Origin of the sequence: Geofilum rhodophaeum (assembly GCF_002210225.1) — a bacterium.
Taxonomy (GTDB): domain Bacteria; phylum Bacteroidota; class Bacteroidia; order Bacteroidales; family Marinilabiliaceae; genus Geofilum; species Geofilum rhodophaeum.
Genome location: NZ_MWUJ01000015.1, coordinates 39,878 through 54,907, shown reverse-complemented (window position 1 = coordinate 54,907; position 15,030 = coordinate 39,878). Strand labels below are relative to the sequence as shown.

At 54.0% G+C, this 15,030-nt stretch carries 12 protein-coding genes; 7 read left to right on the top strand and 5 right to left on the bottom strand.

Annotation, left to right across the window (positions count from 1 at the left end):
* Nucleotides 1-77 precede the first annotated feature (77 nt).
* The 6 genes from B4W65_RS12980 to B4W65_RS12955 all read left to right on the top strand — a co-directional run bounded on the left by B4W65_RS12980 (nt 78) and on the right by B4W65_RS12955 (nt 7,040).
* Nucleotides 78-1,619 carry an alpha-isopropylmalate synthase regulatory domain-containing protein gene (locus tag B4W65_RS12980; RefSeq protein WP_088655595.1) on the top strand — a complete coding sequence of 514 codons (1,542 nt, stop codon included), beginning with the start codon at nt 78-80 and terminating at the stop codon, nt 1,617-1,619.
* A 27-nt stretch (nt 1,620-1,646) separates the two neighbouring features.
* On the top strand, nt 1,647-2,711 hold the full coding sequence (gene leuB, locus B4W65_RS12975; protein WP_088655594.1) for a 3-isopropylmalate dehydrogenase: 1,065 nt from the start codon (nt 1,647-1,649) through the stop codon (nt 2,709-2,711).
* A 111-nt stretch (nt 2,712-2,822) separates the two neighbouring features.
* A complete protein-coding gene (locus B4W65_RS12970; protein WP_088655593.1) occupies nt 2,823-3,947 on the top strand; it encodes a hypothetical protein in 1,125 nt (374 codons plus the stop codon).
* A 36-nt stretch (nt 3,948-3,983) separates the two neighbouring features.
* Entirely contained in the window at nt 3,984-5,147 is a 1,164-nt protein-coding gene (locus tag B4W65_RS12965) for a TlpA disulfide reductase family protein (RefSeq protein WP_088655592.1), read from the top strand.
* A 31-nt stretch (nt 5,148-5,178) separates the two neighbouring features.
* Nucleotides 5,179-5,928, top strand: a complete 750-nt coding sequence (locus B4W65_RS12960; RefSeq protein WP_088655591.1) for a UDP-2,3-diacylglucosamine diphosphatase — start codon at nt 5,179-5,181, stop codon at nt 5,926-5,928.
* 29 nt (nt 5,929-5,957) lie between these two features.
* Complete coding sequence (locus B4W65_RS12955) at nt 5,958-7,040, top strand: 3-oxoacyl-ACP synthase III family protein (protein ID WP_088655590.1); 1,083 nt, start codon at nt 5,958-5,960, stop codon at nt 7,038-7,040.
* Between the two features lie 54 nt (nt 7,041-7,094).
* On the opposite strand, the gene B4W65_RS12950 is transcribed toward B4W65_RS12955, so the two are convergent.
* The 3 genes from B4W65_RS12950 to B4W65_RS12940 all read right to left on the bottom strand — a co-directional run bounded on the left by B4W65_RS12950 (nt 7,095) and on the right by B4W65_RS12940 (nt 11,375).
* Nucleotides 7,095-8,192 carry a glycosyltransferase gene (locus B4W65_RS12950; protein ID WP_088655589.1) on the bottom strand — a complete coding sequence of 366 codons (1,098 nt, stop codon included), beginning with the start codon at nt 8,190-8,192 and terminating at the stop codon, nt 7,095-7,097.
* A 1-nt stretch (nt 8,193) separates the two neighbouring features.
* Entirely contained in the window at nt 8,194-9,177 is a 984-nt protein-coding gene (locus B4W65_RS12945; RefSeq protein WP_088655588.1) for a hypothetical protein, read from the bottom strand.
* A 170-nt stretch (nt 9,178-9,347) separates the two neighbouring features.
* A complete protein-coding gene (locus B4W65_RS12940; protein ID WP_088655587.1) occupies nt 9,348-11,375 on the bottom strand; it encodes a transketolase family protein in 2,028 nt (675 codons plus the stop codon).
* Between the two features lie 239 nt (nt 11,376-11,614).
* Between B4W65_RS12940 and B4W65_RS12935 the strand changes: the two genes are divergently transcribed.
* Entirely contained in the window at nt 11,615-12,754 is a 1,140-nt protein-coding gene (locus B4W65_RS12935) for a 4-phosphoerythronate dehydrogenase (protein ID WP_088655586.1), read from the top strand.
* On the opposite strand, the gene B4W65_RS12930 is transcribed toward B4W65_RS12935, so the two are convergent.
* Both B4W65_RS12930 and rpoN read right to left on the bottom strand, forming a co-directional pair.
* Nucleotides 12,717-13,346 (bottom strand): hypothetical protein, encoded by a 630-nt coding sequence (locus B4W65_RS12930; RefSeq protein ID WP_088655585.1) that lies wholly within the window; start codon nt 13,344-13,346, stop codon nt 12,717-12,719. The two genes, B4W65_RS12935 and B4W65_RS12930, sit on opposite strands and share 38 nt — an antisense overlap.
* 32 nt (nt 13,347-13,378) lie before the next feature.
* Entirely contained in the window at nt 13,379-14,839 is a 1,461-nt protein-coding gene (gene rpoN, locus B4W65_RS12925; protein WP_088655584.1) for an RNA polymerase factor sigma-54, read from the bottom strand.
* Between the last annotated feature and the right edge of the window lie 191 nt (nt 14,840-15,030).

The following is a 15,030-nucleotide window of genomic DNA, read 5'->3' as shown; positions in this document are numbered from 1 at the left end:
GGGAAAAGCCTTTTTCGGAGGAGACTCCGAAAAAGCTTTCCCCTTAACCAACATCCAAAACCTTCAAAAAGCCAAGCATGAACCTTATCGAAGTAATGGATACCACCCTGCGCGACGGGGAACAAACCACCGGGGTATCATTCAGCGAAGCCGAAAAGCTGGCCATTGCCCGCCTCTTGCTCGACGAGCTGAAAGTCAACCGCCTCGAAGTGGCCTCCGCAAGGGTCTCGGAAGGGGAATTCAGAGCCGTTCAGCGCATCACCCAGTGGGCCGCCAAAAACAACTGTCTCGACAAAATTGAAATTCTCGGCTTTGTAGACGGCGAGGTCTCCCTCAACTGGATAGAAGCAGCCGGTGGCAAGGTCCTGAACCTGCTGACCAAAGGCTCGCTCAAGCACGTACAAAGTCAGCTTCGAAAAACACCCGAACAGCACCTGGCCGACATCCAGGGCGTACTGGCCGAAGCCGAAAAACGCGGCATCACCGTCAACGTTTACCTCGAGGACTGGTCCAACGGCATGCTCAGCTCCCGCGACTACATCTTTTTTATGGTCGATGCCCTCAGCAAAACCAAGGTAAAACGCATCATGCTGCCCGACACCCTCGGTATTTTCAATCCCGATCAGACCTGGGAGACTTGCAAGGCCATGTGCGATCGTTACCCCGGGGTGCATTTTGATTTTCATGCCCACAACGACTACGACTTTTCCGTGGCCAATGTGTACATGGCCCTCAAGGCCGGCGTACGCGGGGTACACACCACCGTCAACGGACTGGGCGAAAGAGCCGGCAACGCCCCTTTGGCCAGTGTACTGGGCATGATGAACGACCACCTGAGACTGTCCAACACCCTCAACGAGGCCAAACTCAACCACGTTTCGCGCCTGGTCGAATCCTTCAGCGGCGTACGCATCCCCGGCAACAAGCCCCTCACCGGCGAATACGTCTTTACCCAGTGCAGCGGCGTGCATGCCGACGGCGACAACAAAGACAACCTCTACTTTAACCAACTCATGCCCGAACGTTTCGGCCGCGTGCGGCGCTATGCCCTGGGCAAGACCTCCGGCAAGGCCAACATCCTCAAGAACCTCGAAGAACTGGGCATCGAACTGGGTCCAGAGGACATGAAAAAAGTGACCCAGCGCGTTATCGAGCTGGGCGACAAAAAAGAAAACGTATCGACCGAGGACCTGCCCTACATCATCAGCGACGTACTCAAAAACGGAGGAACCCGCGAAAACATCCGCCTGCTCAATTACAGTCTCAACCTGGTGCGTAAAATGAAACCCACCGCCAGCATCCGGCTGATGATACACAAAGACACCTATTTCGAGAGCGCAGTAGGCGACGGCCAGTACGACGCCTTTATGAAGGCCCTCTGGAAAATATACGAGCGCCTGGGCAAAGACCATCCCTTGCTGACCGACTACATGGTGAGCATTCCCCCCGGCGGTAAGACCGACGCCCTGGTGGAGACCGTCATCACCTGGGATTTTAAAGGCCAGGAATTTAAGACACGTGGACTGGATCCCGACCAGACCGAAGCGGCCATCAAGGCCACCATTAAAATGCTCAACATCATCGAAAACGACGATTTCAAATTCAAAGACCAGAAATAAAACACAATAACAAATAATTTAAGATACATGAAGCTCAACATTGCAGTGCTCGCCGGCGACGGCATAGGACCCGAAATCATAGCCCAGGCCATAAAAGTAGTCGACGCCGTATGCGCCAAAAAAGGCCACGAAGTTGCTTATCAGGAAGCCCTGACCGGCGCAGCCGCCATCGATGCCCTAGGCGATCCTTACCCCGACAGTACCCACCAGATTTGTCTCGCTGCCGACGCCGTGCTCTTCGGTGCCATCGGTCACCCCAAATTCGACAACGACCCTACCGCCAAAGTACGACCCGAGCAGGGACTGCTGCGCATGCGCAAGCAACTTGGTCTCTATGCCAACCTGCGTCCGGTAGAAACCTTCCCCTCGCTGCTGCACAAGTCGCCCCTGCGCAGAGACCTCGTAGAAGGCGCCGATTTTATGTGCATCCGCGAACTCACCGGCGGCATCTATTTTGGTGAAAAAGGCCGCAGCGAAGACGGCAACACCGCCTTCGACAACTGCGTGTACACCCGTCCCGAAATTGAGCGCATCCTTAAACTCGGCTTCGAGTACGCCATGAAGCGCAACAAAAAGCTCACCGTAGTCGACAAAGCCAACGTACTGGAGACCTCCCGCCTCTGGCGCCAAATTGCCCAGGAAATGGCTCCCGACTACCCCGAAGTGGACACCCAGTACATGTTCGTGGACAACGCCGCCATGCAGCTGATCCAATGGCCCAAAAACTTCGACGTAATGGTGACCGAGAACATGTTCGGCGACATCCTGACCGACGAGGCCTCCGTCATCACCGGCTCACTGGGCCTGCTGCCCTCCGCATCGATCGGACTTCATACCAGTGTATTTGAGCCCATCCACGGCTCCTATCCCCAGGCTGCCGGCAAAGACATTGCCAACCCCGTAGCCACCGTGCTTTCGGCCGCCCTGATGTTCGAGTACGCCTTCGACCTAAAAGAAGAAGCCGCCCTCATCTGCCAGGCCGTCAATGCCTCCCTGGAGCAGAACTTCGTAACCGAGGACATCGACAAGGCCCAGGCCAAAAAGACCTCCGAAGTGGGCGACTGGCTGGCCAACTACATCAGCAAAGCCTGATAAAATTTTTATCCAAAACCAGAACGCGGCGGGACCCCTCAAAGAGGCAGGTCCCGCTGCCTTTTATACCCAAACAAATTCCCGTATATTTGCAGCACAAAAACAACAACTATGCTGCGCAACCTAAGCATCCTCCTGCTGCTCAGTCTCTGGGCCTGCGGCGATCCAGCTCCCCAGGCCCCCCTATACGGCACCATCTGGGGTGGCGAAGGCAGTCGCCTGGTCCTGCGCTCGGTGCCTGGCGACAAAGAAATCCACGACACCCTGCTCATCGACCATCAGGGCAATTTTCTGTGGCAACCCGACACCCTCGTGCCCGGGTTCTATACCCTCGAAAAACAAAGCGGCAAACAGCTCACCCTCCTTTTTATCGACGAGCAGCCCATCCGGCTCGACGCCCAATACCCCACCTTTCCCGAAAATTGTCAAACAACAGGGTCCCCCTTTTGTCGGGAACTCAAAATCATCGATGACCTCAGCACAAACTGGCAGCAAGCCCTGCTCACCACCAGCAGAACCCTGCGCGACTCCGCCTGGGAAGCCACAACAAGCAACATCTACAGCCTACAGTTGCAGCTCGACAGTGTCACCGCCCACTTTCGCCAACAAGCCCTGGAAGCTGCCGACCATCCTCTGGTCCGCCTCTACGCCCTCCTGCAGCAGAGCGGACAACGCCCCCTCTTTCATCCCTGGGAGCAGCGGCAACACTATTTTGCCGTGGACAGTCAGCTGAGCCACTACCGTTACATCAACGAAGTGGCCCTCTTCCACCAAAATACCCGCGAACTGCTGCAACGCGAACAAAAAGCACAGAGGCTGGAAGCCGGCCAAAACCTGCCCGAATTCCTTCTGGACATCGACCAGGGCGACAGTCTCCTGACCAGCAGTCTACAGGGACAGGCCACCCTGCTCCTGTTCTTCGACCGCCAGGATCCCCGCAGCGTCCCCCCCTACAAAGAGAGCCACGAAATGCTGCAGGCCTTCCGCTGGAGTCCCCTGCAAATCCACCTCTTTCACACCGACAGTCTGCCCTACAACGGCCTGTCCGACCTTCGTCCCCTGGCCCACATCCACTACCACCAACTCCAGACCCAAAGGCGCAGGCAGCTGCTTCAGGAAGGCCTCCTGCTGCAACAACCCGCCAATCTCCTCCTCACCGAAGACGGGCGTATTGCCGCCCGCAACCTATGGGGAACCGAACTCCAACAAGGGCTCGAACAATTACTCCAAAAATAAACTTATCTTTACCGGGCAAAAAAATACGCAAGCATCATGAAGTACCACATTCTTTGGCTCCTCAGCCTTCTCTTTATCACAGCCTGTAACGACAAGGATTCTTTTACCATCAGCGGAAATATCGACCAGGCCAAAGGAGAAATGCTCTATCTCTATCGCATGGATTTAAGTGGCGACGTGGCGCTCGACAGCGCCCAACTTAAGAGCAAGGGCAACTTCCACTTTAAGCAGCCCCGGCTCAACGAACCCACCTTTTTTAAACTGGCCCTTTCGCCCAGTCGTTTCATCACTTTGTTGGGCGACAGCACCGAACACATTAAAGTAGAAGGTCGCGCCGACAGCTTTGCCTCCAACTACAGCGTTCGTAATTCCATCGGATCGCAGCACGTACAACTGCTGCAAAAGAGTGCCACTCAGCTGCGCGAGCAGACCGACAGCCTCATTGCCTACTACCAGAACCTGCCGACAGAAGAGCAAGAAAAGGAACTGGAAAGAATAAGCAGCGAACTGCGCCAATTGGTGTCCGAATATAAAGCACGCACCGGAAAGTTCATTATGGACAACCACCTGTCCTTCGCCAGCTATTACGCCCTCTTTCTCACCCTGAGCGACAACAACACCATACTCAATGTAATGGATCGGGACGACCAGGTGTACTTCGCCACCCTGGCCACCAGTCTCAACCAACGCTATCCCGAATCGGTCCGTACACGTCAGCTCTACGACATGGTGCTGGCTGTAAAACAAGAGGAGCGAAAAGCACAATTGCTCGAGTTCATCAACCAGTCCGAAGGCTCCGGCGCCCCCGAGCTGAGTATTCCCAATCTGCAAGGCCAGGAAATCAGTCTGTCCTCCCTAAAAGGGAAAGTGGTGCTGCTCTCCTTCTCCGCCTCCTGGGACCAGGCCTCCGTTCGCGAAAACCGCGCCCTCAAGGGCATTTACCAAGATCATCAGAACCGTGGGTTTGAAGTATATCAGGTGGGACTAGAACGCAGTCGCGTGCTTTGGGAAGCCTATCTGATACAAGAAGAGTTGCCCTGGATCAGCGTTTCCGAACTCACCCATACCTCATCCTTCGCCGCACGCACCTACAACATTCAACGCATCCCTGCCAACTACCTGCTCGACCGCGAAGGCAACATCATAGGCAAGGACCTCTTTGGCCATCTCCTCGAAGAAAAGCTCAGGGAAGTTCTTTGAGACTAAAGTTTTACCAGACCGGGAAAGAAATTTGAAAGTCAGTAAAAGCATATATTTTGCCTCCGACGTGCACCTGGGCGCCCCCGGCATCCGGGATCCGCGCGAACACGAACGCCGCTTTGTAAGCTGGCTCGACAGCATCCGCGACAGCGCCGAAGAAATCTATTTACTGGGTGACATCTTCGACTTTTGGTTTGAGTACCGTAAGGCCATTCCCAAAGGCTACACCCGCTTTTTGGGCAAACTCTGCGAACTGACCGATGCCGGCATCCCCGTGCACTTTTTCACCGGCAACCACGACATTTGGGTTTTCGACTATTTGCCCGCAGAAACCGGCGTACAAGTCCATTACGGTCCCCTGATCAAGGACTTCAACGGCAAGCGCTTTTACCTGGCCCATGGCGACGGACTCAGTCCCCACGAAAAAGCTTACAGACGATTAAAAGCGGTTTTCACCAACAAAATGGCGCAAAGACTGTTTCGTAGTATACACCCCGACCTCGGTATTGCCCTGGCCACATTTTGGTCGCGCAAAAGCCGCGAAAAAAACGAAGACCCCCACGAAGCTGCCTTCAAAGGTGAAGACAAGGAATGGCTCATTTTGTGGGCCAAAAGCCTTTTGCAGCAGGAGCACTACGATTACTTTGTATTTGGGCACCGGCACATCGACAAACGATTAAAGCTGAATCCGCAAAGTGAATTGATTTACCTGGGCGACTGGGTGAGTCGTTTCAGCTATGGAGAGTGGGACGGAAAAACCTTCCACCTCCGCTATTTTTAAGCGCAAAACCAACCAATTTTAATAAGTACATGTTTGCACAACCATCCATCTACGCCGTCATAACCGGTTCAGGCAGTTATATCCCGCCTGTAGTAGTGAAGAACGAAGCCTTCGAAAGCAGCGTTTTCATGAACGAAGACGGCAGCAAAATTGAGACTCCGGGGCCTGAAATCACCCGGAAATTTGAACAAATTACAGATATTGTTGAACGTCGGGTGGCACCCCCGGAGGTACTCACCTCCGACATGGCCACCTTTGCTGCCAAAGAGGCCATTGCCGATGCCGGTATCGATCCCGAAACCATCGACTACATCATTGTGGCCCACAACCTGGGCGACATGAAACAAGGATCGCTCTATCCCGATATCCTGCCCACCTTATCTTCCCGCGTGAAGAAAAAACTGGGCATCAAAAGCCACAAAGCCGTAGCCTACGACATTACCTTTGGCTGTCCGGGGTGGACCCAGGCCATGATTCAGGCCAACTATTACATCAAATCGGGCGACGCCAAAACCGTCCTGGTCATTGGAGCCGACACCATCAGTCGTTCCTCGGACCCCCACGATCGCGACCGCATGATTTTTTCCGACGGCGCCGGAGCAACCATACTTCAGGCCCGCGAAAGCGACACCCCGGTGGGCATGCTTAAGCATGTGGTGCGTACCGATACCGAGGACTACCTCGACCTGTTGCAGATGGGCCCTTCCTACAATCCGGAGCAGGACGGCATCTACCTGAAAATGCTGGGACGCAAGTTGTACAACTACGCCCTCACCTACGTGCCCCTCGTGGCCCAGGAATGCCTCGTTAAAAACAGCCTACAGCTCAGCGATGTCAAAAAAGTACTCATCCACCAGGCCAATGCCAAAATGGACGAAGCCATCTTGAAACGCATATTCCGTCTTTACGGCGAGAAAAATGTGGATCTGCAGGTGATGCCCATGACCATACGTACCCTGGGCAACAGCAGCGTAGCCACCGTGCCCACCCTTTACGACCTACTGGTAAAAGGAAAACTGGAAGGACACAGCGCCGCTTCGGGCGACCATCTGATGATGACTTCGGTTGGTGCCGGCATGAACATCAATGCCTTTATGTACCGCATGCCCTAAGCACAGCGGCCCCTAATAAGCACAGCGACCGTCTGCCTCCGGCAGGCGGTCGTTCTATTTCCATTTGGGGGTCGACAACAAGCCGCCCAAAGCCGACAGCAACAACAAAAAGGGATAAAAAAGGGAAAACAGCACATGCCGGCCTGGCGAATAATCCGCCCCCAAAAAGCGGAAACCCTCCCGCAACAAAAGTCCGTCGACCACCGCCTTGCTTCCAAAGGCCAGCACCGGCCACCACAGCGGGCAGGCACCCAACAGGGCCCCCATCAACAGTGCCAGCAACCACAAATTACTCAAAAAAACCACTCCGGCCAGCGCCAGTGAAGCCCCGTCCTTGTAACCACGCGCCTTTCCGCCCCAGCGCATGCGCTGCCGCAAATAAGCAGGCAGACTCCCACCCACAGAGGTCTCCACCACGCCGGCAGCATCCTTCACAAACACAATGCGCTTGTGGGCCGACTTAAAGGCATGCAGCAAAAACACATCGTCGCCCGAAGCCCAAGCCTGTCCCCCCACACAATCCTTAAGCTCAAAATAAGCACTGCGCCGAAAAGCCATGGACGCCGCACTGCAAAACACCGGCATGCCCAGCAAAGCCGCCCCCGCCCCACTCAACTGCAAAGCCATATAATCCGTCGCCTCAAAAGCCCCGAACAGGCCCTTCCCCGACCGCATATACACCAGACCAAACAAAAAATCGGCCTCCTGCACAGTAAAGGCAGTCGCCACAGCCGCCACCCAGCCGGGTGCCGGCACACAATCGGCATCGGTCGTCAGCACCAGACTTCCCTGGCAACGCTCAAAAGCGTGACGCAGCGCCTGCTTCTTCCCGCTACCGGGCGAGCTCATGAGAACAAAGCGCGCATCATCTGCCAGCTCCTGCCGCAGAAAAGCCGGTCCCCCATCCGAAGAACCATCGTCCACCAACAAAAATTCAAGTAAAGATTCGGGATAGCTTTGTTTTCGCAAAGCCGCCACCAGAGCCGGCAAATGCTTTTCCTCATTACGAAAGGGAACCACCACCGAAACCAGCGATTCTTCCAATACATCCAACTGTCCCGTCCCCTTTTCCCTTCTCCAGCTGCACCAGACCGCCCCAACAAAGCCCAGGTATAGTAAAAAGGGAAGAAGTCCCCAGCACAAAACAAACATCCTACTGAAGGCGCAAAGACAGCACCCAGTTCTCCATCTGCAAATCCTGCAAAAGCACCTCCTGGCGTTGCAAGGCCTGGTTCACCGAAGCGTGCCATTCCAAACTCACCAAAAAGCGTCCCTCATAAGGCAAAACAGCAGCCTGTTCAAAACCCCGGGCCACAAAACTCCTGGCCGCTTCAGCAGCACGCCCTTCCTCCGTGTAACTGCCCACAATAACATGGTGCTGACGGCCAACCGGAACGGCGGTTTTTACTTCCGCCTTGTCATCCACAACTTCTTCCGTCATTGGCGCCACGTCCTGCTCCATCGAATCCAAAGGCGCCACCTCAGGCAGCTCCGCCTCAGGCGCAGCCATTTCCACCTCCTCCTTCACCGGTTTATAAGCATCCAGCACCGGGGTATAAAACCACAAAACGGCACCCGCCAAAAGCAGCAAAAGCAACAGCAGGAATACAATTAATCCGACGGGACTGCGCCGCTTTTTCGTCTCCTCCTCCTGCAAACTGCCAGGGTCCTGATCGCGTTCTTCCTGCTCCGGTGCCGGCGGAGTGGGCACCGAACTTTGCAGCGGAACGCTTTCCTCCGTCACCGAAGGTTCCAAATCCAACAAATCATTGTCGTCCAGGGGCGCAGCAACTTCCTCCTCCACCCGCTCTTCCGGTTCACCCGGCAAGTCCTGCTCAAAACGCAAAACCCCCTGATCGTCCTTCAAAAAACGACCAATGCCTTTGACCTCAAACATACCCGTATCCTCAAGGGCACGATTCAGCACAGCCACATAGTCTTCCACCTTTTGGGCCGCAGCAGCAGAATCAATCCCCTCCACAGCACAAATGTGACTGATTAAAAGGCCATCGTTAAAGCTCAAAAAGTTATTGAACAAAATGTTCTGGCCCTTGTCGCGCGAGACAATAAAAGCGCCAAAATCAGGAATAATGATGCGGTTGTTTTCCCTAATCAGTTCGAGGAGATAATTTTCCATACAACATAACTTTTTGACAGTACAGGCTTTTGCCAACACAAAATTCACGAATTGTTAAAGATAAACAGATTTTTACCGAAAATACAAGTCTGGCGCATTTTTATACAGCGCCCAACAACAAAGGCTGCCTCCGTAGAAGCAGCCTTCGTCAAAAAACAATATAATGCAGCTTACTTGTTCAACAGCGAAAGCACCTGATTGTACACCGCCTCGCCGGTAAAACCAAACTCCTTGTCAAGCACCCCGTAAGGCGCAGAGTAACCAAAGTGATCCAGACCAGCTACCACCCCGTCGGCACCTACCAGTCCCTCCAGGTTAACCGGCAAACCGGCCGTCAAACCAAACTTGGGCGTACCCGGCAAGAGCACCTCATCCTGGTAGGCCTTAGGCTGATTGCGGAAAACACCCTCAGAAGGCACCGAAATGATCTGCACCTTCAAGGCCTTCTTCTCGCGAAGCAACTTAGCCCCTTCGACCAAGGTAGCTACCTCAGAGCCATTGGCTACCAAAACCACATCGGGCTGGGCAGCGTCCTTCTCCACAATGTAGGCACCCTTTTTAGACTGCAGGGCCTGCTGGTACGAGCTGCCGGGCAGGTTGGTGATGTTCTGACGCGACAAAATCAAAGCGGTCGGCGTCTTCACATTCTCCACAGCCATTTGCCAGGCCACGGTAGTCTCCTCGGCATCGGCCGGACGCAGCACCAACATACTGTTCTCGCCCTTGTGGTTCTTCAGCTTTTCGAGAAGACGAATTTGTGCCTCCTGCTCCACCGGCTGGTGGGTGGGACCGTCTTCTCCAACGCGGAAAGCATCGTGGGTCCACACATACTTCACAGGCAGCTCCATAAGGGCAGCCAGACGAACCGCAGGCTTCATGTAATCGCTGAACACAAAGAAGGTTCCGCAAACGGGAATCACCCCACCGTGCAAAGCCATACCGTTGGCCACCGCAGCCATAGTCAACTCAGCCACACCGGCCTGCAAAAAGGAACCGGAGAAATCGCCTTTGCTGAAAGCAGTGGTCTTCTTCAAAAAGCCATCGGTCTTATCGGAGTTGGCCAGGTCGGCCGACATCACAATCATATTCTCAATTTTTCCGGCAAACTCAGCCAGAACAGTGGCCGAAGAAGCTCTGGAAGCATTGTTGGCCTTTTGCTGAATGGCAGCAAAATCAAAGGCAGGCGCCTCCTTACTGAAGAAAGCCTTGAACTTAGCGGCCAACTCAGGCTGGGCAGCTTCCCAGGCCTTCTGCTCCTCGCGCTTACGGGCCACATGCTCCGCTTTGGCAGCCTGGGCCTTGGCATACAGGTCAGCCACTTCGGGGAAAATGGCAAAAGGCCGCTCGGGGTTGCCCCCCAGATTTTTTATGGTTGCGGCAAAATCGGCACCGGCCGCACTCAGGGGCTGACCGTGCGTACTCACCTGCTTCTCATAACTGCTGCCGTCGGTCTTAACCGCACCCTTACCCATAATGGTTTTACCAATAATCAGGGTGGGTTTTTCGGTCTCCGATTGGGCGGCCTTTAAGGCAGCACGAATTTCATCGTGCTTGTGTCCGTCAATGGTCACCACTTTCCAGCCCCAGGCCTCGTATTTCTTAGCCGTATCCTCAACGGTAACAGCCTTGGTTTCGGTCGACAGCTGAATGTCGTTGCTGTCGTAAAACATCACCAGGTTGTTCAAACCCAGGTAACCGGCCATACGACCAGCACCCTGAGAAATTTCCTCCTGCACGCCGCCATCTGAAATAAAGGCATAAGTTTTATGCGCCATCCACTCGCCAAAGCGCTGCACCAAAAAGCGCTCGGCAATGGCCGCACCCACAGCCATGGTGTGGCCCTGACCCAGCGGTCCGGAAGTGTTTTCTACACCACGTGCCACCTCTACTTCGGGGTGACCCGGGGTGGGACTGCCCCACTGACGAAACTGAGACAGCTCGTCCATGCTGTAAGTTCCCGTCAGCGCCAAAATGCTGTACAGCATGGGCGACATGTGACCGGGATCCAGAAAAAAGCGGTCGCGGTTTATCCAGGTACGATCCTTGGGATCGTAGTTCAAGAATTCAGAAAAAAGAATGTGTACAAAATCTGCACCTCCCATGGCGCCACCGGGGTGGCCCGATTTGGCCTGCTCTACCATTGCGGCCGACAAGATCCGAATGTTGTCGGCTGCCTTCATTGAAATGTCTTTACTCATGTTTAGCGGCAATTATTAAGGTTTGTTGTTCGTATAATTCTAAATTAACCAGGCACAAAAGTAGTTATTTTTTTTTACTTACTGAAAAAGACAGTCCCCGCTCCGAGCCCTCAAACGCTTCATTCATTGATTTTTTCGCAGTCCCACACTTTTTACTAATTTTGTCTCAGTTGCTCCTGCTGCAAGAAACCTGAAACAAAAAGGTAATTTGCACCTTTATTGTTACAAAAACCAGAAAAATGAAAATAGTTGCCGACGATAAAATTCCCGGACTCAAAGGCGTCTTTGAGCCCTTTGCCGAAGTGCTGTATCTGCCCGGAAAAGAAATAGGTCCCGATGATGTGAAAGATGCCGATGCCCTGATTGTGCGTACCCGCACCGCCTGCAACGCCCAGCTGCTGGAAAACTCTTCTGTAAAAATGGTGGCCACCGCCACCATTGGCACCGATCACTTCGACATCCCCTGGCTCGAAAGCGCCGGCATTCGGTGGGTCAATGCCCCCGGCTGCAACTCCGGATCGGTCCGCCAATACATCGGCTCGGTACTGGCCCGCCTGATACTCGAGGGACGCGACCCCGCCGCCACCACCCTCGGCATTGTAGGCGTAGGCATGGTGGGCAGCAAAATTGCCCAACTGGCCAGCACCCTCGGCTTTAAAGTGCTGCTGAACGACCCGCCCCGCCAACGCAGCGAGGGCAGTGCCGAATTTTGCGAGCTGACACACTTGCTGCACGAATCGGACCTCATCAGCTTTCACACGCCTTTAAACATGGGCGGACCCGATGCCACCTGGCACCTTTTCAACAAAGACACCTTGCGGCAGACCAAAAAAGGCGCCATCGTTATCAACTCCTCCAGGGGCGAAGTCACCGCCACCCAAACCCTCCTGCAGGGCCTGGCCAGCACCCACCTCAGTCGCGTAGTGCTCGACGTATGGGAAAACGAACCCCACATCCACTCCGATCTGCATCAGAAAGTCTGGATAGGCACCCCCCACATTGCCGGCTACTCCGTCGATGGCAAAGCCAACGGCACCACCATGACCGTACAGGCCCTGGCCCGTCACTTTCAACTGCCGCTGAGCGATTGGCAGCCAAGCTCGCTGCCGCTGCCCCCCGATCCCCTCATCCGCTTCGGCGAAGAAATACTGCAAATGTCCCCCGCCCAGGTCGCCGCCACCGCCATTTTAAGGACCTTTGACGTATGCGACGACGATGCCCGACTGCGGGCCCGGCCCACCGAATTCGAAAAATTAAGAGGCGAATATCCGCCACGCAGGGAGTTTCACCTCTGGCAGGTACAACTGCCCGCACGGGCCTCCAGGGAAGTCCGCACCATGTTTAAGCAACTCGGCTTTCAGTTAAAGGAAGAGCAGTAGCGAAGAAAAAAACAAGCAGAAAGCCCAACGCATAGCCCGCATAGACCTGTGCGGGCGTATGCGCCCCCAAAGCCAGTCGCGCCGACCCTGTGAGTCCCCCCGCCACCACCAGCAAGGCCACCCAGTGCGACACATCCAGTCCGTAACGCAGACCCAAAGCCGCCAGGGCACCCGCTACACCGGCAATGCCAATGGCATGGAGACTGATTTTCCAGAAAAAAGTAAAGGCCAACGCAAACAACAAAGTCGCCAAAGTCGACAACATAAAAGTCGCCAGCATCCCCGACAAGCCCATGCGTTTCAGCAGCAGGTAACCCATGTAGTAAAACAGCGCCGTAAAGAGCACGGGCCACAAACGCTCCCGGGCCGTCTCCATCTGAAAACTCTTAATGGCTCCAAACTGATACAACAAAGGCAAGAGCGACAAGGGCAAAATACAAGTGGTGAGTCCAACCATCAAATAAACCACCCGCTTGGCCTCCAAAGGCATAAAAGCCACATGGTGGCCCGAATTGAAAATCAAAAAAACGCCCAATACCGGCATCAGCATGGGATGAAAAAGTACCGAAACCACCTTGCTCAATAAACGCATAGCTCTCCTCTTCTTTTTGGGACCAGGTCCCGTTACAACTCCTTGCGCAGACGTGCCACAGGAATATTCAACTGTTCCCGGTACTTGGCCACCGTACGACGGGCAATGTTGTACGACTTCTCCTTCAGAATCAGGGCCAGCTTATCGTCGGTCAATGGTTTGCGTTTGTCCTCCGCGGCTATACACTCCTCCAGAATCTTCTTAATTTCCCGTGTGGAAACCTCCTCGCCGCTGTCGGTCTGCAAGCCCTCCGAAAAAAAGTACTTCAGCGGAAAAATACCGAAGTGCGTCTGAATGTACTTGCTGTTCGACACCCGTGAAATGGTCGAAATATCCAGATTGGTTTTATCGGCAATGTCCTTCAAAATCATCGGGCGCAAACTCATTTCATCGCCCTCCACAAAATACTCCTTCTGGTAAGCCAGAATGGCCTCCATCACCGTCATCAAAGTGTTTTGGCGTTGACGAATGGCATCAATGAACCACTTGGCCGAATCGAGCTTCTGCTTTACAAACATCACCGCATCCTTTTGCTCGCGGCTCTGGTTTTTCTTGTTCGACTGGTAATCGCTGAGCATCTCCGAATAAGTCGAACTGACCCGCAATTCGGGCAAATTACGCGAATTCAGCGACAGCTGAAACTGGCCGTCCTCTACCTCCAGAATAAAATCCGGAATAATGTGCTGGGCCGTTTTGCTCATCGGATTGCTGTACGAGCTGCCCGGCTTGGGGTTCAGCTTCAAAATTTCATCCACCGCATCCTTCAGCTGCTCGTCATCGAGGTGCAGTCTTTTGGCAATTTTATCGTAATGCTTGCGGGTAAACTCTTCAAAATGCGACTTCAAAATCTGATAGGCATGGCGCGCCGACTCCGCCTCATTGGCCCGGCGTTCCATCTGCAACACCAGGCACTCCTGCAAATCGCGGGCCCCCACTCCGGGCGGATCAAAATCGTGAATCACCTCCAGCACCTCCAGCGCCTCCTGCTCCTCCACCTCCACATTCTGCGAAAAAGCCAAATCGTCCACAATCTCCTCAATCTCACGCCGCAAGTAACCATCCTCGTCAATATTGCCAATAATGTATTCGGCAATATTGCGCTGGCGCTCGGTCATGATGCGCAAACCCAGCTGAGCCGTCAAATGTTCATGAAAGGTGGTCCCCCCCGAAAAGGGAATGTCTTCGTGCTTGTCGTCCTTCGAGTAATTGCGCGACTGCAATTTATAGGCAGGAATATCGTCGTCGCGAATGTAGTCGTCGATCGACAGCTCATCCTTTTCCATTTCCTGCTCAGGAACCGAATCGGCCTCATCGCCGTACTCATCATTGCTCCCCTGCGAATCGCCCGCATACTCCAGCACAGGGTTTACTTCCAACTCCTCCTTTATGCGCTGTTCCAGCTGGGCAGTCGGAATCTCCAGCAACTTAATCACCTGAATTTGCAGGGGCGAAAGCTTCTGAAGCAGTTTTTGCTGTAAACTCTGTTTCAACATAAATCTGAATACTTTAAAAAGGGCCTGTAATGGCAGACCGCTCAAAAGCAAAAATAAGCTTATTTCCGCAATATTGAAACAAGAGCGCCCCTTCTACAAAAAAAGTGCCCCGCAACAGTTGTCGAAACAACTGGCGGGGCCAACTTGATCCACCCCGGAGGGCGGTGCTTTTGGTTGTGCGTTTTTCTAAG

What these genes read in the sequence shown, in the direction of transcription:
- B4W65_RS12980 (WP_088655595.1), top strand. Translation starts at nt 78, where the DNA reads ATGAACCTTATCGAAGTAATGGATACCACCCTGCGCGACGGGGAACAA.
- leuB (WP_088655594.1), top strand. Translation starts at nt 1,647, where the DNA reads ATGAAGCTCAACATTGCAGTGCTCGCCGGCGACGGCATAGGACCCGAA.
- B4W65_RS12970 (WP_088655593.1), top strand. Translation starts at nt 2,823, where the DNA reads ATGCTGCGCAACCTAAGCATCCTCCTGCTGCTCAGTCTCTGGGCCTGC.
- B4W65_RS12965 (WP_088655592.1), top strand. Translation starts at nt 3,984, where the DNA reads ATGAAGTACCACATTCTTTGGCTCCTCAGCCTTCTCTTTATCACAGCC.
- B4W65_RS12955 (WP_088655590.1), top strand. Translation starts at nt 5,958, where the DNA reads ATGTTTGCACAACCATCCATCTACGCCGTCATAACCGGTTCAGGCAGT.
- B4W65_RS12950 (WP_088655589.1), bottom strand. Translation starts at nt 8,192, where the DNA reads ATGTTTGTTTTGTGCTGGGGACTTCTTCCCTTTTTACTATACCTGGGC.
- B4W65_RS12945 (WP_088655588.1), bottom strand. Translation starts at nt 9,177, where the DNA reads ATGGAAAATTATCTCCTCGAACTGATTAGGGAAAACAACCGCATCATT.
- B4W65_RS12940 (WP_088655587.1), bottom strand. Translation starts at nt 11,375, where the DNA reads ATGAGTAAAGACATTTCAATGAAGGCAGCCGACAACATTCGGATCTTG.
- B4W65_RS12935 (WP_088655586.1), top strand. Translation starts at nt 11,615, where the DNA reads ATGAAAATAGTTGCCGACGATAAAATTCCCGGACTCAAAGGCGTCTTT.
- B4W65_RS12930 (WP_088655585.1), bottom strand. Translation starts at nt 13,346, where the DNA reads ATGCGTTTATTGAGCAAGGTGGTTTCGGTACTTTTTCATCCCATGCTG.
- rpoN (WP_088655584.1), bottom strand. Translation starts at nt 14,839, where the DNA reads ATGTTGAAACAGAGTTTACAGCAAAAACTGCTTCAGAAGCTTTCGCCC.